20 protein-coding genes and 2 tRNA genes are annotated in these 20,574 nt (G+C 33.8%); 8 read left to right on the forward strand and 14 right to left on the reverse strand.

Annotated features, from left to right (window positions below):
• Positions 1–4: 4 nt before the first annotated feature.
• Together KW502_RS04455 and KW502_RS04460 are read left to right on the forward strand one after the other, a co-directional pair.
• Complete coding sequence (locus KW502_RS04455; protein ID WP_219039333.1) at positions 5–1,291, forward strand: putative DNA modification/repair radical SAM protein; 1,287 nt, start codon at positions 5–7, stop codon at positions 1,289–1,291.
• 8 nt (positions 1,292–1,299) lie between these two features.
• Complete coding sequence (locus KW502_RS04460; RefSeq protein WP_219039334.1) at positions 1,300–2,055, forward strand: TIGR03915 family putative DNA repair protein; 756 nt, start codon at positions 1,300–1,302, stop codon at positions 2,053–2,055.
• A gap of 317 nt (positions 2,056–2,372) precedes the next feature.
• On the opposite strand, the gene KW502_RS04465 is transcribed toward KW502_RS04460, so the two are convergent.
• The 6 genes from KW502_RS04465 to KW502_RS04490 all read right to left on the reverse strand — a co-directional run bounded on the left by KW502_RS04465 (position 2,373) and on the right by KW502_RS04490 (position 7,122).
• Positions 2,373–2,648, reverse strand: coding sequence for an ATP-dependent Clp protease adaptor ClpS (locus KW502_RS04465; RefSeq protein WP_219039335.1), 276 nt, complete (start codon positions 2,646–2,648; stop codon positions 2,373–2,375).
• Positions 2,649–2,698: 50 nt separating this feature from the next.
• Positions 2,699–3,532, reverse strand: a complete 834-nt coding sequence (prmA, locus tag KW502_RS04470; protein ID WP_219039336.1) for a 50S ribosomal protein L11 methyltransferase — start codon at positions 3,530–3,532, stop codon at positions 2,699–2,701.
• A gap of 217 nt (positions 3,533–3,749) precedes the next feature.
• Entirely contained in the window at positions 3,750–4,505 is a 756-nt protein-coding gene (gene tpiA, locus KW502_RS04475) for a triose-phosphate isomerase (protein WP_219039337.1), read from the reverse strand.
• 24 nt (positions 4,506–4,529) lie between these two features.
• Entirely contained in the window at positions 4,530–5,606 is a 1,077-nt protein-coding gene (locus tag KW502_RS04480; protein ID WP_219039338.1) for an ABC transporter permease, read from the reverse strand.
• Between the two features lies 1 nt (position 5,607).
• Positions 5,608–6,576 (reverse strand): BT_3928 family protein, encoded by a 969-nt coding sequence (locus KW502_RS04485; RefSeq protein WP_219039339.1) that lies wholly within the window; start codon positions 6,574–6,576, stop codon positions 5,608–5,610.
• A gap of 3 nt (positions 6,577–6,579) precedes the next feature.
• Entirely contained in the window at positions 6,580–7,122 is a 543-nt protein-coding gene (locus KW502_RS04490; RefSeq protein WP_219039340.1) for a DUF1599 domain-containing protein, read from the reverse strand.
• 70 nt (positions 7,123–7,192) lie between these two features.
• Between KW502_RS04490 and folP the strand changes: the two genes are divergently transcribed.
• Positions 7,193–8,017, forward strand: a complete 825-nt coding sequence (gene folP / locus KW502_RS04495) for a dihydropteroate synthase (RefSeq protein WP_219039341.1) — start codon at positions 7,193–7,195, stop codon at positions 8,015–8,017.
• A gap of 28 nt (positions 8,018–8,045) precedes the next feature.
• Positions 8,046–8,831, forward strand: a complete 786-nt coding sequence (locus KW502_RS04500; protein WP_219039342.1) for a diadenylate cyclase — start codon at positions 8,046–8,048, stop codon at positions 8,829–8,831.
• A gap of 16 nt (positions 8,832–8,847) precedes the next feature.
• On the opposite strand, the gene KW502_RS04505 is transcribed toward KW502_RS04500, so the two are convergent.
• Together KW502_RS04505 and truA are read right to left on the reverse strand one after the other, a co-directional pair.
• Complete coding sequence (locus KW502_RS04505) at positions 8,848–10,617, reverse strand: ABC transporter ATP-binding protein (protein ID WP_219039343.1); 1,770 nt, start codon at positions 10,615–10,617, stop codon at positions 8,848–8,850.
• 4 nt (positions 10,618–10,621) lie between these two features.
• Positions 10,622–11,365, reverse strand: a complete 744-nt coding sequence (gene truA / locus KW502_RS04510) for a tRNA pseudouridine(38-40) synthase TruA (protein WP_219039344.1) — start codon at positions 11,363–11,365, stop codon at positions 10,622–10,624.
• Between the two features lie 71 nt (positions 11,366–11,436).
• On the opposite strand from truA, the gene KW502_RS04515 reads away from it, so the two are divergent.
• Positions 11,437–11,931, forward strand: coding sequence for a metallophosphoesterase family protein (locus KW502_RS04515; protein ID WP_219039345.1), 495 nt, complete (start codon positions 11,437–11,439; stop codon positions 11,929–11,931).
• 65 nt (positions 11,932–11,996) lie between these two features.
• On the opposite strand, the gene KW502_RS04520 is transcribed toward KW502_RS04515, so the two are convergent.
• Positions 11,997–12,407 (reverse strand): DUF4293 domain-containing protein, encoded by a 411-nt coding sequence (locus KW502_RS04520; RefSeq protein ID WP_219039346.1) that lies wholly within the window; start codon positions 12,405–12,407, stop codon positions 11,997–11,999.
• Between the two features lie 195 nt (positions 12,408–12,602).
• Here KW502_RS04520 and rho point away from each other — a divergent pair, with 195 nt between their 5' ends.
• Positions 12,603–14,270: a transcription termination factor Rho gene (gene rho / locus KW502_RS04525; protein WP_219039347.1), complete on the forward strand. Its 1,668-nt coding sequence runs from the start codon at positions 12,603–12,605 to the stop codon at positions 14,268–14,270.
• 168 nt (positions 14,271–14,438) lie between these two features.
• Here the strand turns inward: rho and rpsT are convergent, their stop codons facing one another.
• From rpsT to proS, 4 genes are all read right to left on the reverse strand, one after another.
• Entirely contained in the window at positions 14,439–14,687 is a 249-nt protein-coding gene (gene rpsT / locus KW502_RS04530) for a 30S ribosomal protein S20 (protein ID WP_219039348.1), read from the reverse strand.
• A gap of 34 nt (positions 14,688–14,721) precedes the next feature.
• Positions 14,722–14,793 (reverse strand) — tRNA-Glu (locus KW502_RS04535).
• A gap of 45 nt (positions 14,794–14,838) precedes the next feature.
• Positions 14,839–14,910: transfer RNA gene (locus KW502_RS04540), tRNA-Glu, on the reverse strand.
• Positions 14,911–14,989: 79 nt separating this feature from the next.
• Complete coding sequence (gene proS, locus KW502_RS04545; RefSeq protein ID WP_219039349.1) at positions 14,990–16,468, reverse strand: proline--tRNA ligase; 1,479 nt, start codon at positions 16,466–16,468, stop codon at positions 14,990–14,992.
• A gap of 134 nt (positions 16,469–16,602) precedes the next feature.
• On the opposite strand from proS, the gene KW502_RS04550 reads away from it, so the two are divergent.
• Both KW502_RS04550 and KW502_RS04555 read left to right on the forward strand, forming a co-directional pair.
• Positions 16,603–17,676 (forward strand): hypothetical protein, encoded by a 1,074-nt coding sequence (locus KW502_RS04550; protein ID WP_219039350.1) that lies wholly within the window; start codon positions 16,603–16,605, stop codon positions 17,674–17,676.
• 9 nt (positions 17,677–17,685) lie between these two features.
• Positions 17,686–19,206, forward strand: a complete 1,521-nt coding sequence (locus KW502_RS04555) for an OmpP1/FadL family transporter (RefSeq protein ID WP_219039351.1) — start codon at positions 17,686–17,688, stop codon at positions 19,204–19,206.
• Between the two features lie 79 nt (positions 19,207–19,285).
• Here the strand turns inward: KW502_RS04555 and KW502_RS04560 are convergent.
• The coding region (locus tag KW502_RS04560) for a T9SS type B sorting domain-containing protein (RefSeq protein ID WP_219039352.1) at positions 19,286–20,574 on the reverse strand (1,289 nt) is incomplete at its 5' end.

The raw sequence follows: 20,574 nt of genomic DNA on the forward strand, positions 1-20,574 counted from the left end.
ACTTATGGACTTTGACCGAATAAAAGAGAAATTGAATATATTGGCAGATGCTGCTAAATATGATGTGTCCTGCTCAAGTAGCGGAAGTAAAAGGCAGAATAAAAAAAAAGGTCTTGGCGATTCTAGTGGGATGGGTATTTGCCATAGTTATACAGAAGATGGGCGTTGTGTTTCTTTACTAAAAATATTACTCACTAATCACTGCATTTTTGATTGCGCATATTGTGTAACTCGAAAAAGTAACGACATTCAACGAGCGGCTTTTAAAGTGCAAGAAGTTGTCGATTTAACCATCAATTTTTATCGAAGAAATTATATTGAAGGGCTTTTTTTAAGTTCGGGTATTTTTAAAAGTCCAGATGCGACGATGGAACGTTTGGTACAAGTGGCTAAAAAACTTCGCTTAGAAGAAAATTTTAACGGTTATATTCATTTAAAATCTATCCCAGGGGCGAGCGATGAATTGATGCATGAAGCCGGTTTATATGCCGATCGGCTGTCGGTTAACATAGAAATACCTACCCGAGAAGGCCTTAAATTATTGGCCCCAGATAAAGACAGAAAAGATTTTCTACAACCAATGAATAAGATAAAGAACGAGATCATCAAGTACAAGTCTGAGAGAAAAATTATAAAAAGTACTCCAAAATTTGCTCCTGCTGGGCAAAGTACACAAATGATTGTTGGCGCCACCAACGAGACCGATGCGCAAGTGATGTACACAGCAGCTTATTTCTATAAAAAATACCAGATGAAACGGGTTTATTATTCGGGTTATATTCCTGTAAGTTATGATGCTCGACTACCTTCTATAGGCACAGATGTTCCTCTATTAAGAGAAAACAGGCTATATCAAGCAGATTGGTTAATGCGTTTTTACGGTTTTTCTATTGAAGAGTTATTAAATAAAGATCACCCTAACCTAGACAGTGATGTAGACCCTAAATTAAGTTGGGCGCTTCGAAATTTACACTTATTTCCAGTAGATGTAAATAAAGCCGAAAAACAAATGTTGGCAAGAATACCCGGACTCGGAATGAAATCTGTCTACAAAATTTTAGGCGCTCGAAAATATAGAAACTTAAATTGGGAGCATCTCAAAAAAATTGGGGTTGCCCTTAATAGAGCTAAATATTTTATGGTTTGCAATTCGGCTGAATGGCAGAAAAAAGATTTATCGGCGATGAATATTAAAAGTCTTATTCTTCAAAATTCAAATAGCAAGTTTAGAAATACCTATAACAGTCAACTAAATTTGTTTGAGAAACAAGATGGATTAATTCAATACTAATAAGATGTATGATTTTTATTTATGATGCCTCTTTTGAAGGTTTTCTTTCAGCAGTTTTTACCGCTTACGAATACAAATGTGAGCAACCTATAATTGTTAAAAAGGAAAAATTTATAGGTAATTTTTTTGAAGAAATAGAAGAAGTGATTACTTCTGAAGAAAAATCTAATCGGGTTTGGAAAAAGATTAAAGCTAAAGCGGGTTCTCGAGGAAGCCAGCAAATATATTGGGCTTTTTTAAGTGAACTCGATGAAATTGAAAATACTCTTTTTCAATATATTCAGCATGCCTTAGCTTCTTCAAAAGACATTACGAAAGACTATGCTCATCCTGCGGTTTTAAAAGTAGCTCAGACCGTTAAACAAGTTGGTCGTGAAAAACACCGTATGGATGCTTTTGTAAGATTTAGAAAAACGAAAGATGCCATCTATTTCGCTACGGTTGAACCAGATTTTAATGTATTACCCTTAAATGCAAAGCATTTTAAAAACAGGTATTCCGATCAAAAATGGTGCATTTACGATCTAAAAAGGAATTACGGCATTTTTTACGATTTAGAAAAAGTAGAAGTGATTCAGTTAGAACTCCCTGCTTCAATTTTAGATACATCGACTAACTTTTTCACCACAGAAGAAATTCAATTTCAACACCTCTGGAAAAATTATTTTGATAGCACCAATATTAAATCGCGAAAAAACACTAAGCTTCACCAACAACACGTCCCTAAACGGTATTGGAAATATTTAAGTGAAAAGTATTTATAATATTTTTCTATATAATTCATTAAGAACTGTAACAAAATTAATTCATGAGCGTCTTATTAATAGTAATATTTTAGAATTTCATCAATTCTTGTATTTAAGTATCAAAAAAAAACGCCAATATTTAATTAGTTAAAAATTGTTCTCATTCATCAATCAAAAGGCGTTCAAGCTTAGCAAATTGCTAAGCTTTTTTTTCATTTAAGAGAGAGATCTTTTTCTGTTTTATTCAGAGTGAGAAGAAAAAATCCTCTTCAATTAAATTGAAAAGGATTTTTAGTTATTTATTAAAATTTATCTACTCTGTTAGAAGTGATAGCTTATTGTATTTCTGCACTTAAACCTGCTTGTAATAATGCAGAGCAACGAGGTTCTAAATCTTCATAATCACCAGTTTTCACAGCACATTTTCCTTTATAATGAATTAGCATTGTACACTGTTCTGCTTGAAGTGGATCATGATCGCAAGCATCTATTAACATATCAATCACAAAATCAAACGTATTCACATCATCATTAAAAACCACAATTTCATTTTGTTGAGACTCTTCTGTTTGAGTAAGTAACTTTTCTAAAACTTCTTCTTGCACACTCATAGTTAAGATTTTAAATCCTTAAAATTAATAAACAAATTTCAAAAAATAAATTATTTAACAAATTTGGCAGCCACCCAATTATCTCGTAGTAAGTGACTTTCATAAGTTAATCCTAATTTATCACAAGATTCTTTAATAATTGCTAGGTCTTCTTGATAAAAACCACTTAAAAATAATTTTCCGTTAGGATTTAGACAATTCACATACGTTGCCATATCATTTAACAGAATATTTCGGTTAATGTTGGCGATAATCGCGTCGTACTTTTTATTTTCTAAAAGACTAGCATCTCCTTCATAAGCCGTAATCTCTTTAGAGTTATTACGCTCAATGTTCTCCATAGTGTTTAGGTAACACCAATTATCTATATCTATTGCATCTAAGGGTTTTGCTCCTTTCATTTCTGCCAAGATAGCCAAGACACCTGTTCCGCAGCCCATGTCTAATACTTTTTGATTCTGCCAATCTTCTTTTAAAATATGCTGAATCATCATATGTGTAGTAGCATGATGACCAGTACCAAAAGACATTTTAGGTTCAATAACGATATCAAACTTGGTTTCTAATTTAGGGTGAAACGGCGCACGTACTTGACAAAGATCATCTACTAGGATAGGTGAAAAATTTTTCTCCCATTCTTCGTTCCAGTTTACTTGCTCGATATCTTCTGATGTATAAGAAATCTGAAATTCGTTAGAATTTAAAACATGAATATCTTTTAGTAAGCCTTCTTGATAATCTTCGATTTGTATAAATGCTTGCAAACCAGTTTCGGTTTCTACAAAACTTTCGAAACCTAATTCACCTAATTCTGCAATTAAAATTTCGGTGGCTGGTTGGACAGGTTCTACCGTAAAATAAAACCCTTTATAAGATGGTGTCATTTTTTCTTTATTTGCGGCAAAAGTACGGAATATGAAAGTTTAAAATAGAAAAAAGCCTTGCTTAAATTAAAACAAGGCTTTGGTGTTATTTGCGCAAGGGATTAAGTGATTGTTGGAGCTCTTTTAGTTTTTATTTTCTTGAGCTTGTCGAAATAAAATAAAAAACTAAAAAGCTACTCACGAAAGCCCGACCCGCTAGGGATGCGCCCTAATTATATTAATATGAATTAGCTATAGCTAAGAAGTCGTCAGCTTTTAAAGATGCACCACCAATTAAACCACCATCTACATCTTCTTTAGCGAAAATTTCTTTCGCATTAGCTGGTTTTACACTACCGCCGTAAAGAATAGATACTTTATCTGCGATATCTTGATTAAATTCTTCTGCAATCATTTTTCTGATTTCTGCATGCATTTCTTGTGCTTGCTCTGGTGAAGCGGTTTCTCCTGTACCAATCGCCCATACTGGCTCGTATGCTAGTACTATATTTTCCCAGGCGTTATTGTCGATATGAAAAAGTCCGTTTTTTAATTGATTTTTTACCACCTCAAAATGCTTTTCTGACTTACGGTCTTTAAGTTCTTCACCGAAACAAAAAATCACATTCATTTTATGTTTTAATGCTGTATTAACTTTTTCTACCAATAACTCGTCACTCTCGTGAAAGATTGCACGACGCTCGCTGTGGCCTAAAATTACAGTTTCTACGCCTACACTTTTTAACATACTTGGTGAAACTTCACCTGTAAACGCTCCGTTTTCACTTTGGTGCATATTTTGAGCCACTACCGTAATAGGAGTCTCTTTAGTTGATTGAAATGCAGGATATAGATTGGTGTATGAGGGTGCCACCATAAGCTTCACATCGTTAGGAATACTTTCTGCTTTATTTTTAAGTCCTCCTAAAAGTTCTTCCATTTCTGCTAAGTCGCAGTTCATTTTCCAATTTCCGGCTACAATTTTCTGTCTCATTATTGTGTTTGTTATGATTTGTTTTTAAGTATTGGTGATTTTCGGATCTAACCAACCGTAAATTATATCTACAAAAATATTGATTAATATAAACATAAGCGCAATAATTAATACTGCTCCCATAATTATAGGTAAATCTAATGTATTTAGGGCATCTACAATTTCTTTTCCTAGACCATTCCACCCAAAAATATACTCTACAAAAACCGCTCCTGCCAACATTGAGGCAAACCAACCCGAAATGGCAGTAACTACAGGATTTAATGCATTTTTAAGTGCATGTTTTTTTATAATTTGTGCAGATGAAAGTCCTTTGGCTCTTGCCGTTCTAATGTAATCTTGTTGCAAAACCTCTAAAAGTGAATTTCGCATCAATTGTATTACAACAGCTAAAGGTCTTATGCCTAATACCAAGGCTGGTAAAATTAAGTTTTTTAGCTGAAGTTTATTTTCTTCGCCAAAATCATCTAACTCATATAAGCTTCCGGTCATATTTAAATTGGTGTAGTTATGCAACACATAACCAAACAACCAAGCAAAAAGAATGGCACTAAAAAACGAAGGTACACTCATACCAAGCGTACTCAATACCTGAATGCTTTTATCTAATACTGAATCTTTATTTAATGCTGAAATGATTCCTAAAAAAACACCTATTAGCAAAGCAATCAAAATTGCTGAAACTGCTAAAACAAACGTATTAGGCAAAGTTTCTGCAATAACACTCGATACTTTTTGTCCGTTTCGCTGAAATGATTCTCTTAAGTATGGTGTTTTTAGAGCAACTTGAGTTTCACCTAATGTGAATAACGAAATTGCATTATATTTTTCTTCAGCTAAATAAGTATAATCTTCTTTATTTTTAGAATGAAAAGAAAGTATTGATAAATCATTTAAATAATAAAAATATTGTGTAGTCAACGATTGATCGAAACCATATTTTGCTCTCACCGCTTTTAATTGTTCTTCACTTTCATTTTGCCCCAGCATCATTTGAGCGGGATCGCCAGGTAACACATTAAAAAGAAAAAATATAACGGTGGTTACGCCAAATAACGTAAGTAACGCGTAACCAATTTTATGGATGATATAGTTGAACAAACTATTTTAATTCTAAATCGTTAGCATCGTTATAATGCACTTTTTGCATGATGACACCATTCTCTATGGTCACTAATCCAGGATTAGAACGTACAATGGTTTTTATAGCAGTTTCGTCGGTAAAGTAAAATGGAAAATTAAATCCGTAAGTTTCTTTTACTTTATTGGTTTCGGTTGATCCTGAAGCCGACAATCCGACCACATGATAACCTTTTTCTTCTGCATCTTTTACAGCGGACTTTATTTTTGACCAACCTTGATTTTCAGATTTTGAAAGGTTGTAAGCTACTACCAATAATACTTTTTCTTCATTTAAAATTTCTTCGGTATCATCCCCTTCTCGATTATAGAAACCAAAATCATGAATTGGCGGAATCACTTCTCCCTCTTTTGGCTGCATTCCTTCTCTAATTACCGTTCCTTCTTTATAAGCTCTAAAGTCGATACTTGGCAAATGCATTAACACGTGATAGCTAAAACCTAAACAACCAATAAATACTAAAAAGACAATCCATTTATTAGCAGATGCTGGTTGAAATAAAGGTTGAAAATATTTTCCTTTTATAAATATAACTAAGATAAGAAAAAGTAGAACTACATCTTTCCAAAACGACTCCCAAGGTGTTAATGGCAAGGCATCACCAAAGCAACCACAATCGGTAACTTTATTAAAGTATGCTGAATAAAATGTAAGAAAGGTGAAAAAAACAATCATGAGTAACAAACTCCACATCGTAAATTTTTTGCGATAGCCTAAAATAAGCATCACTCCCAATAGCAACTCATAAATCACCACAAAAACAGCAATCGCCAAAGCAAAAGGCTGTAAAAATGGTAAGTTTAAAACATCTTCTCCAAAATATTCTTGCAGTTTGTATGAAAACCCAACCGGGTCATTCATCTTAATAAAACCACTAATAATAAAAAATATTCCGACAAATATCCTGGCAATTCCTACGATTACTTTCATAAATTATAAATCTTGTTTTAAAAGTATTAATGCGAAAATTGAATAATTAATCATGTCTTGATAATTAGCATCTATCCCTTCGCTTACTAATGTTTTTCCTTTATTATCTTCAATTTGTTTTACCCGAAGTAATTTCTGCAGAATTAAATCTGTAAGTGAGCTTACGCGCATATCTCTCCAAGCTTCTCCGTAATCATGGTTTTTATTTTCCATGAGTTGTTTGGTTTCGGCTACCATAGAATCGTAAAGTTGGGTAGCTTCGTCTTCGGTTAAATCGGGCTGCTCTACCACTCCTTTTTGAAGTTGAATTAAAGCCATGATCGAGTAATTAATAATACCAATAAATTCTGGCACTTCCCCTTCATCTACTTTACGCTCAGCATTTTCTTGGAGTCCTCGAATACGCTGAGCTTTTATAAAAATTTGATCGGTAAGTGAAGGCAAACGTAAAATTCGCCAAGCACAACCATAATCTTTCATCTTCTTAAGAAATAAATCACGACACTTCTCAATAATCGCATCGTATTGCGTAGAGGTATTTTGCATAAAAACGCTGTATTTTGCGTAAATTTCGGAGAAAATTTTAAGTTACACCAAATTAAATTAAAAATTCTCGATGAACATCAACTGTAAAGGTCAACTTTTAGACCTCAAAACTCCCAAAGTTATGGGAATTTTAAACCTTACCCCCGATTCTTTTTTTGATGGTGGCGAGTATTTAACAGAAAAAAACATTTTACTTCAAACAGAAAAGATGCTACATGAAGGCGCAACTTTTGTTGATGTAGGCGCTTATAGTTCTCGACCAGATGCTCAACATATTTCAGAAGAAGAAGAACTAAAACGCATTGTGCCGATTATAAATTTATTGGTAAAAAAATTCCCTGAAATTATCTTATCTATAGACACCTTTAGAAGTAAAGTTGCTAAAGAAACCGTTGAAGCTGGAGCCGCTATGATTAACGATATTTCTGGCGGAAGTTTAGATGAAAAAATGTTTACGACAGTGGCAAAACTTCAAGTTCCATATATTCTTATGCATATGAAGGGAACTCCACAAACGATGAAAACAGAAAATCACTACCAACATATGCTACAAGAAATTGTACTTTATTTTTCAGAAAAAGTGAAGCAATTAAGAGAATTAAAGGTGAATGATGTTATTATTGATCCTGGTTTTGGTTTTGCTAAGAACACCCCACAAAATTTTGAATTGATGAATCATTTAAGCTTTCTAAATTCTTTAGACTTACCTATGTTGGTTGGCATTTCAAGAAAGTCTATGATTTACAAAAGCCTAAATATACAACCTCAAGAAGCTTTAAATGGAACTACTTTTTTAAACACTGTATCTTTATTAGCAGGAGTTAAAATTTTACGGGTTCATGATGTAAAAGAAGCCGCAGAATGTGTAGAATTATACCAACAACTTAAAAACTAATTTTAGTACATTTACAAAAAAGACACTTTTGGAATCACTCGGTTTTTTAGACGTAAGAATTTTAGATGTCATCGATATTGTGCTAGTCGCGGTGTTGTTATACTACATTTATAAACTTGTTAGGGGCAGTGCTGCTATCAATATATTTATCGGGATTGTTATTGTTTATTTAGCTTGGAAGCTTACCCAACTTCTGCAAATGGAAATGCTAAGCAGTATTTTAGGGCAGTTTATTGGAGCAGGAATGTTTGCCCTAATTGTCGTCTTTCAGCAAGAGATTAGAAAATTTTTGCTCATGGTAGGTTCTACCAATTTTGGAAACAAAAGAAACTTATTAAGGCAATTAAAATTTATGCGAGACGATGAGCAAGAAGTCTCTACTAATATCAGCGCAATTGTAAAGGCATGCGAAAGCATGGGAAAAACCAACACAGGCGCATTAATTGTAATTAGAAGAAATACCCAATTAGATTTTATAAAAAGCTCGGGAGATCATATGAATATTGAGCTTAACCAACCTATTATTGAGTCTGTATTTTATAAAAATAGTACGTTACACGATGGCGCTATGGTGATAGAAGAAAACAAAATTACCGCTACACGAGTTATTTTACCAGTGTCTAACGACAGAAGCATCCCGCTAAGGTTTGGACTGAGACACCGTGCTGCTGTAGGAATTACAGAAAAAACCGATGCTTTGGCTTTAGTGGTGAGTGAAGAAACAGGACAAACTTCTTATATTAAAAATGGCTCTTTTGAAATCTTTGATTCGTATAAAGAGTTAGGAGAGAAAATCAATAAAGATCTTAAATAAAAAGATAATCAAATCATTACCCTTCCTCTTCTTCCTTCATAAATTGAACCTCATAAAGATTGCGGTAATAACCATTTTCTTGCTGAAGTAATTGTTGATGATTACCAACTTCTACAATTTCACCCGCATCCATCACAATAATTTTATCTGCTTTTTTTACAGTTGCTAGACGGTGCGCAATCACGATAGAAGTTCTACCTTTAGTAACTTTATCTGTCGCTTCTTGAATAAGCTGCTCACTATAACTATCTACCGAAGAAGTAGCTTCATCTAACACCAAAATACTTGGATTACTCACATAAGCTCTTAAAAACGCTATAAGCTGACGTTGACCTGAAGAAAGCATTACTCCTCGTTCTTTTACATTATAATAATACCCATTTGGTAAGGTTTCTATAAATTTATGAACACCAATTTGTTTGGCAGCTAAGATCACTTCTTCATCTGTAATATTCTTATTATTCAACGTGATGTTACTCATAATGGTGTCTGCAAACAAGAAAACATCTTGCAATACTACCGCAATTTCATTACGTAATGATTTCAAGGTGAAATCTTTAATATTGATATTATCTACTGAAATGCTTCCACTGTCAATTTCATAAAATCTGCTTAATAAGTTAATAATGGTACTTTTTCCTGCTCCTGTTGCACCAACTATCGCGATTGTTTCTCCTGCTTCAACCTCAAAAGAAATTCCTTTAAGCACTTCTTCATTTTCAATATAACTAAAGCGAACATCTTTAAACTGAATTTCACCGACTAAGTTTTTGGCTTCTTTTTTACCATTATTCTCAATGGTAGATTGAGTGTCTAAAATTCCGAATACACGATTTGCCGCTACCATTCCCATTTGTAACGTATTAAACTTATCGGCAATTTGACGGAGTGGTCTAAATAGCATTTGCGCTAACTCGATAAACATAATTATTACCCCTAACGAAAGTGTATTGCTTTCTACGACGCGTAAACCACCAAACCAAACAATAAGACCAATAGTAATAGATGAAGAAATTTCTGCAATAGGGAAAAAGATAGAATTATACCAAACAGTTTTTACCCAAGCATTTCTATGCTTATTATTTATATCTTTAAAACGTTGGTATTCGGTTTCTTCTCTTCCAAAAATCTGAACGATTTTCATACCAGTAATTCGTTCTTGTACAAAAGAATTGAGGTTCGACACCTGTGTTCTTACTTCTTCAAAAGCAACTTTCATCTTTTTTTGAAAAACTCTTGTTGCGTACAAAATAAACGGTAAAACTGCCAGAACAAGTAAGGTGAGTTTCCAACTCATAAAAAACATAACACCTAAAACCACTAACATTTTAAGCAAATCACTAATAATCATAAACAGTCCTTGACTAAATATGCTGGCAATGGTTTCTATATCACTTACCGCACGGGTCACCAATCTTCCTACCGCTGACTTATCGTAATACTGTTTTTTAAAATTGAGCATATGCTCAAATAAATTCACACGAATATCTCTTACTACTTGCTGCCCTAACCAGTTAGCAAAAAATATAAAACTGAATTGACAAACCACTTCTAAAACTAAAGCGCCAACCATTAATGAAATATAAAAAAGTAAGTTTTCGCCATCTTTGGGCACAATACTTTCATCAATGGTTAATTTAGTAAGGTAAGGTCTTGCGACTGCAAATCCAGAAAGCAGGACTGCAGCTATAGCTACAAAATAAAAAGTTAACTTATATGGTTGGGTGTATTTTATTAACCTTTTAAATAAATCAAAATCAAATGCATTACCGCTCTTGCCAGCCATATACTTATATTAAAATGGAATTAGGGTATTCTACTTTAGTTAAAAACAAACCTTTTGCATCGACAGATTTTCCAGCTTTGCTTCGGTTTCTACTTTCTATAATGGTGTATAAATCTTCAACTTTTAATTTATGTAAACCAATTTCTACGAGCGTTCCTACAATAGCCCTTACCATATTTCTAAGAAATCTGTCGGCTTTAATGGTAAAAACCAACAAATTATCTTTTTGCTCCCAATTAGCAAAGCTAATAGCGCAATTGTACGTAAAAACATCGGTTTTAGACTTTGAAAAACATTTAAAATCTTTATAATTCAATAAGATCTTAGCGGCTTCATTCATACGCTGCAAATCCAATTCTTTTTTTATGTAATACGAATAAGAATTACTAAACGGGTCTTTAGTTGTACTGATATAGTATTTATATTCTCGTGCAATGGCTGTAAATCTAGCATGTGCATCTTCTTTTACTCGATATATTGAATTTACACCAACTTCATCTGGTAATAATGTATTCAGTTTAAATTGAAGTTGCCTTTCGTCTATTTGTTTTTCTAGGTCTAAATGTGCTATAAGCTGTTTAGCATGAACGCCTGTATCTGTTCTACCAGCACCTACCACTCCTATTTTTTTTTGAAAAGCAACCGCTAGGGCTTTTTCTAAAGTTTCTTGTACAGAAATAGCGTTGGGTTGTATTTGCCAACCGTGAAAAGCACTACCATCGTAAGCTAAATCTAAAAAATACCTCAAGGTTTCTTATTTTTGCTCGGCAAAGATACTTAAACAAATTTTTCTAAGTCTAAAAACCCTTTTAATTCATTTTGAAAAAAATACTTTTACTCAGCGACAACCATAGTTATATTGATGATCGAATTTTATCTTACGCAGAAGCAGCCGATGAAGTTTGGCATGCCGGTGATATTGGCGACTTAAGTGTTACCGATGCTTTAACCGAAAAAGCTCCTATAAGAGGTGTATTTGGAAATATAGATAACCACAAGGCTCGAAAAGAATTTCCGCTGGTAAATCGTTTTTATTGTGAAGAAGTGGAAGTAGTAATTACACACATTGGAGGATATCCTGGAAAATACGCTCCTGCAATAAGAGAAGAGATTCAAGAAACCCCTCCTCAATTATTTATTAGCGGTCATTCACATATTTTAAAAGTGATGAATGATAAAAAATTAGGATTATTACATATGAATCCTGGTGCTTGTGGCAAACACGGGTTTCATCAAGTACGTACGATGTTACGTTTTACTATTGACGGAAAAAAAATTGACAATTTAGAAGTCATTGAATTAGGAAAACGGTAAAACTAAAAAACCCAAAAGACAAAGCTTTTGGGTTCTTACGCACTAATACTACTAAGATGTTAGGTTTATCGTAAACGATCTGCAGATTTTACGAGTGCATCATCCTTTTTAATAGCCTTATTGGCTAATACTAAAAAAACGATAGAAAGCACAGGAATTAGCATCCCAATACCCTTCTCAGAAATTTTCATTTCTCCAGGTAACATTAGCGACCAGTAAACAAAAAATCCTAGTAAAATAAAGTTTAATATTATATTTAAACGCCCCAATACAAATTGAAGCTTTCTATTTTTAAACAAAAATATAGTTACAAATGCCAATAACGCTGATATTCCTAAAAAAGAAATAACCATTAAATTATCTTCAGCAAAAACATTACTTCCATCTTCTGTTGACCAAATTGGTAAAAACAACGGACAAACAGCAGTGAGCAAAACTACAATTAATAAATAAACACTTTGTATTCTTTGAATCATAATTTTCTTTACAACTAACAGCAAAAATAAAAGATTCTTTTAGAATAGCACTTTAAAAATTAAAATAAAGTTGTATAATTGCATATACAATTCGTAACCACTTCAATAAAGGTTACTTACAACTTCAATTTTTTTATTCTTCATAAAAATAGAAATCGAATCTTAAAAAATAAACTTTTATATATTTTTGAATAAATGTTAGAAATTTCAGAATTAAAAGCAAAGAAACTCCCAGAGCTTCAGGAGATTGCTAAAACCTTAAACGTTCCCAAATACAGAACTTTAAAGAAATTAGACTTAGTCTATCAAATTTTAGACTACCAAGCTGCTAATCCAAAAAAAGCACAAGAAGCTTTAACAGAAAACACTACTGAAGCTTCCACAGAAAAAGAAAAGGATACTAAGAAGGACACCCAAGAGAACAAACCTCTTCCAAGAAGAGTAAGAACAATCCCTAATGCGGTTAGCAAATCTGAGGTAAAAGAAAAGCCTTCTACCCCTAAAAAGCCAGAAGCTAAAAAAACAAAAAGCACTCCCTCACCAGAAAAAACAGAACAACAACCAAAGGCAACTAAAACTAAACCTAGCCCAAGAGTTAGTAAAGAAAAAAAGCCTGCTCCTGCAGATTCTAAAAGAGAAAACCCCAAGACTCCTAACAAACCTAAAACCAATCAACCAACTAATAATAGCCAAAAGAATAATGGTAATCGCGATAACAGAAATCGCTATAAAGAGCCAGATTATGAATTTGATGCGATTATAGAAAGTGAAGGTGTTTTAGACATCATGCAAGATGGTTATGGTTTTTTAAGATCTTCAGACTACAATTATTTATCTTCTCCTGATGATATTTATTTATCTCAATCTCAAATTAGATTATTTGGTCTAAAAACTGGTGATACTGTTTTAGGACAAGTAAGACCACCGAAAGAAGGAGAGAAATATTTCCCATTAATTAAGATTAACAAAATAAACGGCCTAGACCCACAAGTGGTAAGAGATCGCGTTTCTTTTGAACATCTTACACCGTTATTTCCTCAGGAAAAATTTAATTTAGCGGAAAAAGGCAGTAACATCTCAACACGAATTATAGATTTATTTTCCCCTATAGGAAAAGGTCAACGTGGAATGATAGTTTCTCAGCCAAAAACAGGTAAAACCATGCTACTAAAAGCTGTAGCTAATGCGATTGCCGCTAACCACCCAGAAGTTTATCAAATTGTATTATTAATTGATGAACGCCCTGAAGAGGTGACCGATATGCAACGTAATGTAAAAGGTGAAGTTGTTGCTTCTACTTTTGACAAAGAAGCTCATGAACATGTAAGAGTTGCCAATATTGTTTTAGAAAAAGCAAAACGATTAGTAGAATGTGGTCACGACGTAGTCATCTTACTAGATTCTATCACCAGGTTAGCCAGAGCTTACAATACCGTACAACCACCTAGTGGCAAAGTATTAAGTGGTGGTGTAGATGCAAATGCCTTACACAAACCAAAGCGTTTCTTTGGTGCCGCTAGAAATATTGAAGGCGGGGGTTCACTTTCTATTATCGCTACTGCTTTAACAGATACAGGCTCTAAAATGGACGAAGTGATTTTTGAAGAATTTAAAGGAACAGGAAACATGGAGCTTCAGTTAGACAGAAAAATTGCTAACAGAAGAATCTTCCCTGCTATTGATCTTACTTCATCAAGCACTAGAAGAGACGATTTATTATTAGACGAAGCTTCTGTACAAAGAATGTGGGTACTGCGTAAATACCTTGCTGACATGAACCCTGTAGAAGCTATGGAATTTATAAGTCAACGTATTAATCAAACTAAAAACAACGAAGAGTTCTTAATCTCTATGAATGGCTAAGACAATCAAGTTCTAGATAAATCAAAAAAGCGATACATCATTAAAATGTATCGCTTTTTTGATGAGTTAGCAGTTATCATTAACTCAAAAATGATCAACAAAAAAGGCTTCTTTGCACAAAGAAGCCTTTTTTATTTTGAACACTAATTAATTACGTATACTCTTAACTTAAAGAGCAGCTACGTGCTTAGTCAATTTTGATTTCAAGTTAGATGCTTTATTAGCATGAATAACATTATTCTTTGCTAATTTATCGATCATAGATACAACACTAGGCAACATAGTTTCAGCCTCTTTCTTCTCTGCACCTTTCAATTTTTTGATGGCATTACGAGTAGTTTTATGTTGGTAACGGTTTCTTAAACGCTTTACCTCACTATTACGAATTCTCTTTAATGCCGACTTATGATTTGCCATAACCCCTGTTTTATTTCTTAATTTCTAAAAATAGTAGTCCGTAGGGGAATCGAACCCCTGTTACCAGGATGAAAACCTGGCGTCCTAACCCCTAGACGAACGGACCATTAATCAATATTTCAATTTAAAGACTTCACTCTGAAATCCCTTGTAGTCCGTAGGGGAATCGAACCCCTGTTACCAGGATGAAAACCTGGCGTCCTAACCCCTAGACGAACGGACCATTAATTGCTAAAACGCGGATGCAAAAATAAAACTTATTTTGAATGTCACAAACAATTAATTAACTTTTTTTATTTTTTTTAATATGCCTTAGCAAATAGTACTCTCTGAGCAGATTTCTCTCCTGTAAGTACACATTTTCCTTCAGCCTGTTCTCCTTCAAAAGGAATACATCTAATAGTGGCTTTGGTTAGTTCTTTAATCTTATGTTCAGTTTCAGGTGTTCCGTCCCAATGAGCAGCTATAAAACCACCCTTCGCCTTTAAAACCTCTTTAAACTCATCAAAAGATTCTACTTCTGTAATATGATTATCACGGTAAGCTTTTGCTTTATCAAATAAATGCTCTTGAATCTCGACCATTAAATCTTGAATTTTATCGACCACAGCATCTCGCTCTACAAACTCTTTAGTTAAGGTATCTCTTCGCGCTAACTCTACAGTACCTTTTTCTAAATCTTTAGGGCCTAAAGCTAATCGAACTGGAACTCCTTGCAATTCATACTGTGCAAACTTCCAACCTGGTTTATGGGTATCTCTATTGTCAAATTTAACAGAAATGCCCACCGCTTTTAAATCGGCTACCAATTTGTTGGCTACTTCAGATATTTGATTTAATTGTTCTTCACCTTTATAAATAGGAACAATAACCACTTGGATTGGCGCTAATTTTGGAGGTAAAACTAAACCTTTATCATCACTATGAGTCATAATGAGCGCCCCCATTAATCTTGTTGAAACTCCCCAACTACTCGCCCAAACGTGTTTTAGATCTCCTTCTTTTGATGCAAATTTCACATCGAAAGCTTTAGCAAAGTTTTGACCTAAAAAGTGCGATGTACCTGCTTGCAATGCTTTACCATCTTGCATTAATGCTTCAATACAATAGGTTTCTTCAGCTCCCGCAAAACGTTCGCTTTCTGTTTTCTTACCCTTAATGACAGGTATAGCCATAAAGTTTTCAGCAAAATTAGCATAGATATTATTCATTTGCTCTGTTTCTGCTAAAGCTTCAGCTTTAGTTGCGTGAGCGGTATGCCCCTCTTGCCATAAAAATTCGGAAGTCCTTAAAAACAAACGCGTTCTCATTTCCCAACGAACAACATTTGCCCATTGATTAATTTTAATTGGCAAGTCGCGATAAGACTGAATCCAACCTTTATAGGTATTCCAAATAATAGCTTCTGAAGTTGGTCTTACCACTAACTCTTCTTCTAACTTAGCTTCTGGATCTACGATTAATTTACTTTTATCTTCTGGATCTGTTTTTAACCTATAATGAGTAACTACAGCGCATTCTTTAGCAAAACCTTCTGCATTTTTCTCTTCAGCTTCAAAAAGACTTTTTGGTACGAATAATGGGAAATAGGCATTTTCATGACCAGTTTCCTTAAATTTCGTATCTAATTCTGCTTGCATTTTTTCCCAAATAGAATAACCATAAGGTTTAATAACCATACAACCTCTTACAGCAGAGTTCTCTGCTAAGTTAGCTTCTACAACCAACTCGTTATACCATTTTGAATAATCTTTTTCTCTAGGCGTTAGCTTTTTGCTCATTATCTGGTATTTGGCACAAATATTGTGCTAATGTTAATAGCTTTTTTAGTTAGAGCAAAACTAACTAAATTTGATATGTAGAACAATAAAATTCCCGAGATATGCAACCTCTATCCTATTTTATAAATAACAAGATGAAGTTTCTCAGCGGTTTGGCTTGTTCATTATTATTAATTTCTTGTGGTTCTTATAATAACTCGAGCTATAATAATGATGGTATTTATACGCCAAATCCTTATGATTCTAATTATTCAGCACAAGAAAGTGAACAAATTTCTAATAATGATGTAAATCCTAATCTAAAAAAAGATGGCGAATATTATCAAAATTATTTTTCTCAACAAGGAAGCCAAATTTCAAAAGCACAAGATTACAATCAAGAAAATCAAGTGTTCACCGATGTAGAGTCTTATTCATCTGAAAATAACCCTCAAAGCAATAGCAACGAAGAGGTTATATATAATGAAAATTATAACTATTCACAAGCCAATGCAGGCTGGGGATCTAATCCTACAACAGTAGAAGTTAATTACATTAACACTGGATTTAATAATCCTTATTGGTATGGTGGCTACGGAATGAACCCTTATTATAATTCTTGGAGTTACGGATGGGGCGGTTATTCTCCTTACAATAATTGGTCTGTAGGTTTTAACTGGGGATGGGGAAATTACTACCGTCCTTGGGGATGGGGAGGTTATTATAATAATTACTACCCTGGGTATTACACGAATAACAACTATTACCACAACCGGTCGTATAGAGTAGCTAGAAGAAATAGCGGAAGAAGTAATTATGACCGAGTTGCAACAAACAATTCTAGAAATCATTATAATGCTAGATCAACACGCAATAACTCTTCAAGATCTAATGAAGTAAGAAACGATACCAGAATTAGAAATTCTAGCAATGTAAATGCTAGTCCTAGAAGCAGAGCAAGGGCTAATAATACTTCTGTTAGAAATAATTCAACTAGAACAAGAAACGGTTATTACAATAACTCAACACGTTCTTCAAATTCTAGAACATATTCACCTTCAACTAGAACTTATACTCCATCAACACGAACAAGAACTTCTACAAGCACTAGAGCTAGATCTTCTAGTAATAGAAGTTCTATGCGAGCTACAAGTACAGGCTCTACAAGAACAAGCTCATCTAGTAGTTCTAGAGGAAGAAGTTCAAGTGGAAGCAGTAGAAGAAGATAATTTATACTTATGAAGTTTTTATTATTATCAATACCCTTTTTTATAGCCTTATTATTTTCTGGAGCTTATGCTCAAAATATACAAGATGCTTATCAATTTTCTAATGCTCCAATTAAAGGGACAGCCAGATATAATTCTATGGCTGGTGCTTTTGGGGCTTTAGGTGGAGATATTTCTGCAATGAAAGATAATCCCGCAGGATCTTCTGTCTTCTTAACTAATTTTGGCTCTGTGAGTTTAGCTTCTAATTTTTATAACAACCAAGTTTCGTTAAATGGATTTACTTCAAAAACAAGTGATGATCAATTAGATATTTCTCAGATTGGAGCTGTGTTTGTATTTAATAATTATGATGAAAATGCAACTTTAACCAAGTTTGCATTTGGAGTGACTTATGATAGTAATAAGACTTTTAATAACGAATACAACTGGCAAGGATACACACCTTCTTCTATCTCTAATTATTTTGTTAATTTAGCTAACGGAGTACCTGTAAATTATCTCGAGCCGCTTGATGTAGATAATACCTATAGATCTCTTGGGGAGTTAAATATTGCAGCCGGAGGCATTAGCAATACCGATTTACAAACTGCTTACATAGGGTATCAAGCTTTTTTAATGGATCCGTTAAGCTTAGAAAACAATACTTACACTTCTAATGTTTTAGGAAATGAATTTGACCAACATTATAATTACATTTCTGAAGGAAATAACGGAAAAGTTTCTGCTAATGGTTCTTTTAATCTTAACAATAAACTTTATTTAGGTCTAAATTTAAACGGTCACTTTATAAATAAAGAAATAAGCACTTCTTTTTTAGAACAAACAAATACATCTAGCACAACGATTAATGAAGTATATTTTGAAAATTACATTTTAACACTCGGTGGAGGATTTTCTTTTGACCTTGGTGCTATTTATAGATTAAATGAAAATATACGCCTTGGCGGAAGCTATAATTCTCCCACTTGGTACTCTATTCATGATGAAACCAACCAATACATAGATAGCAATAGTCCTGAAGATGGTTTTATTTATATTGAGCCTAATATCACAAATATTTTACCCAACTACAACTATCAAACTCCTAGTAAATACAATGCAAGTTTCGCTTATTTGTTTGGAACTAGTGGTTTAATAAGTATCGATTATTCTTACAAAGATTTCTCTAAAATAGAATATAGTGCAAAAGGAAATTATTACGATTTTAATACACTTAACCAACAAATAGAAACAAACTTTAAATCTGTATCTTCCATAAAAATTGGAGGTGAATACAGGTATAAACATTGGAGCTTTAGAGGAGGATTTAATTACAATGAAAGTCCTTATAAAAATGAAAAAATAATTAGTGATTCTAAACTTTATTCAGGAGGAATTGGTTATAACTTCGGAAATTATAAATTAGACTTATCTTATTCAAGATTCAATCAAACTTATCAGCAAAGTTTTTATAGAACAGGATTAAGTCCTGCTGAAATAGAATACATTTCTAATAATGTTACTTTAACTGTTTCTGCGAATCTTTAATTATTAAGATTTTATCTATACATAAAAAATCCCCACTAATGATTAGCGGGGATTTTCTTATTCAAACCTTACCTCCTATTTATCTTTTTAGGGTAAAGTGATTTTTAATGGTATTAGGTCTAGGTTCTCCAGGGTTACCTTCTTGATCTGGTATTGCTGGTTCCATATATTCTACTCTAAACCAGTAGTCTCCTGAGGGCACTGGATTTCCGTTAAAGGTACCGTCCCATCCTGGACTACTTGGACTGATTTGTTTTAATAGTTTTCCATAACGATCAAAGATAAAGATTTGTGCTGCTCGGTTGAGCGGAGTGTCTAAACCTATGATATTCCAAGTATCATTATAACCATCGTCATTGGGAGTGAAAAATGGTGGAAAATCAATAAACGAGATCACTTGAGATTCAGTTGTTCCACAGCCATTTTTATCTCTACCGTAAACGATATGCGCTCCCGCTGATAAACCATCTACTGCTAATTGACCCGTAGCAGGCAAGTCCATCCAAGGACCATTGTCTACACTAAACTCATAAACCCCTTCTCCTGTCACATTAGTGATGATTAAGCTATGTTGCCCCTCAAAGCCTATCGAGGTTGGAGCTACCTCAAACTCTGGCGGGTTGCTCTCTAAAATAGTGATACTATCAATATCACTACCACAGTTATTATTGTTTTCATCTAAACTATTGATATCAAATACTTGTACACTATAGTCTCCTGCTTGTAATGGATTACCACTACCACCGCCTACACTAAGGCTTGCTCCATTTTCACTAATTAGACTACCGTTATAACTCCATTCAAAGCGATAATCGTTTTCATCTAATTGGGTGTCTATTACAACAGCGGTATAATCACCTCCAGTAACTGGCGTGGAGCTATTACTATCTACACAAATGTAAAGGCCGTCATAGCTGCTAATATCTACGGCTGGACGAGGGTCTACACTTATAGGAATGATCACCGCGAGGGTACTGTTGCAAAAAGTATCGGTATTGACCACTTCTGCATAAATAACATCTCCATTGGTCGCTTCATAATTAGTCGCTTGTGATGCTGGAATACGAATATTAGAATCATAATCTGCTTCACTGGCATAGTAATACACCTCTAGATTAGCGGGGATTGGACTTTCTACTACAATCGCTTCATCAAATTCTGATAAGTCAATGGTAGCTGTATTTTCTAACTCTACATCTGAACAAAGCATTCTGGATAGATTAGCATTCTCTTCAATCTGCGGACGAGCTTCTATATTAAGGTATAACTTTCCTAAATTGATTTCATCTGTGATACGACATCCTGTAGTATTGTGGGTAACCTGAATATACAAGAGTTCTTCATCACTAGCCTGATAACCAAAGGGAA

It is taken from the genome of Mesonia aestuariivivens, from assembly GCF_019311235.1.
Classification (GTDB): Bacteria; Bacteroidota; Bacteroidia; order Flavobacteriales; family Flavobacteriaceae; genus Mesonia; species Mesonia aestuariivivens.

Coding starts and splice junctions, on each gene's coding strand:
- KW502_RS04455 (WP_219039333.1), top strand. CDS start 5: ATGGACTTTGACCGAATAAAAGAGAAATTGAATATATTGGCAGATGCT.
- KW502_RS04460 (WP_219039334.1), top strand. CDS start 1,300: ATGATTTTTATTTATGATGCCTCTTTTGAAGGTTTTCTTTCAGCAGTT.
- KW502_RS04465 (WP_219039335.1), bottom strand. CDS start 2,648: ATGAGTGTGCAAGAAGAAGTTTTAGAAAAGTTACTTACTCAAACAGAA.
- prmA (WP_219039336.1), bottom strand. CDS start 3,532: ATGACACCATCTTATAAAGGGTTTTATTTTACGGTAGAACCTGTCCAA.
- tpiA (WP_219039337.1), bottom strand. CDS start 4,505: ATGAGACAGAAAATTGTAGCCGGAAATTGGAAAATGAACTGCGACTTA.
- KW502_RS04485 (WP_219039339.1), bottom strand. CDS start 6,576: ATGAAAGTAATCGTAGGAATTGCCAGGATATTTGTCGGAATATTTTTT.
- KW502_RS04490 (WP_219039340.1), bottom strand. CDS start 7,122: ATGCAAAATACCTCTACGCAATACGATGCGATTATTGAGAAGTGTCGT.
- folP (WP_219039341.1), top strand. CDS start 7,193: ATGAACATCAACTGTAAAGGTCAACTTTTAGACCTCAAAACTCCCAAA.
- KW502_RS04505 (WP_219039343.1), bottom strand. CDS start 10,617: ATGGCTGGCAAGAGCGGTAATGCATTTGATTTTGATTTATTTAAAAGG.
- KW502_RS04520 (WP_219039346.1), bottom strand. CDS start 12,407: ATGATTCAAAGAATACAAAGTGTTTATTTATTAATTGTAGTTTTGCTC.
- rho (WP_219039347.1), top strand. CDS start 12,603: ATGTTAGAAATTTCAGAATTAAAAGCAAAGAAACTCCCAGAGCTTCAG.
- rpsT (WP_219039348.1), bottom strand. CDS start 14,687: ATGGCAAATCATAAGTCGGCATTAAAGAGAATTCGTAATAGTGAGGTA.
- proS (WP_219039349.1), bottom strand. CDS start 16,468: ATGAGCAAAAAGCTAACGCCTAGAGAAAAAGATTATTCAAAATGGTAT.
- KW502_RS04550 (WP_219039350.1), top strand. CDS start 16,603: ATGAAGTTTCTCAGCGGTTTGGCTTGTTCATTATTATTAATTTCTTGT.
- KW502_RS04555 (WP_219039351.1), top strand. CDS start 17,686: ATGAAGTTTTTATTATTATCAATACCCTTTTTTATAGCCTTATTATTT.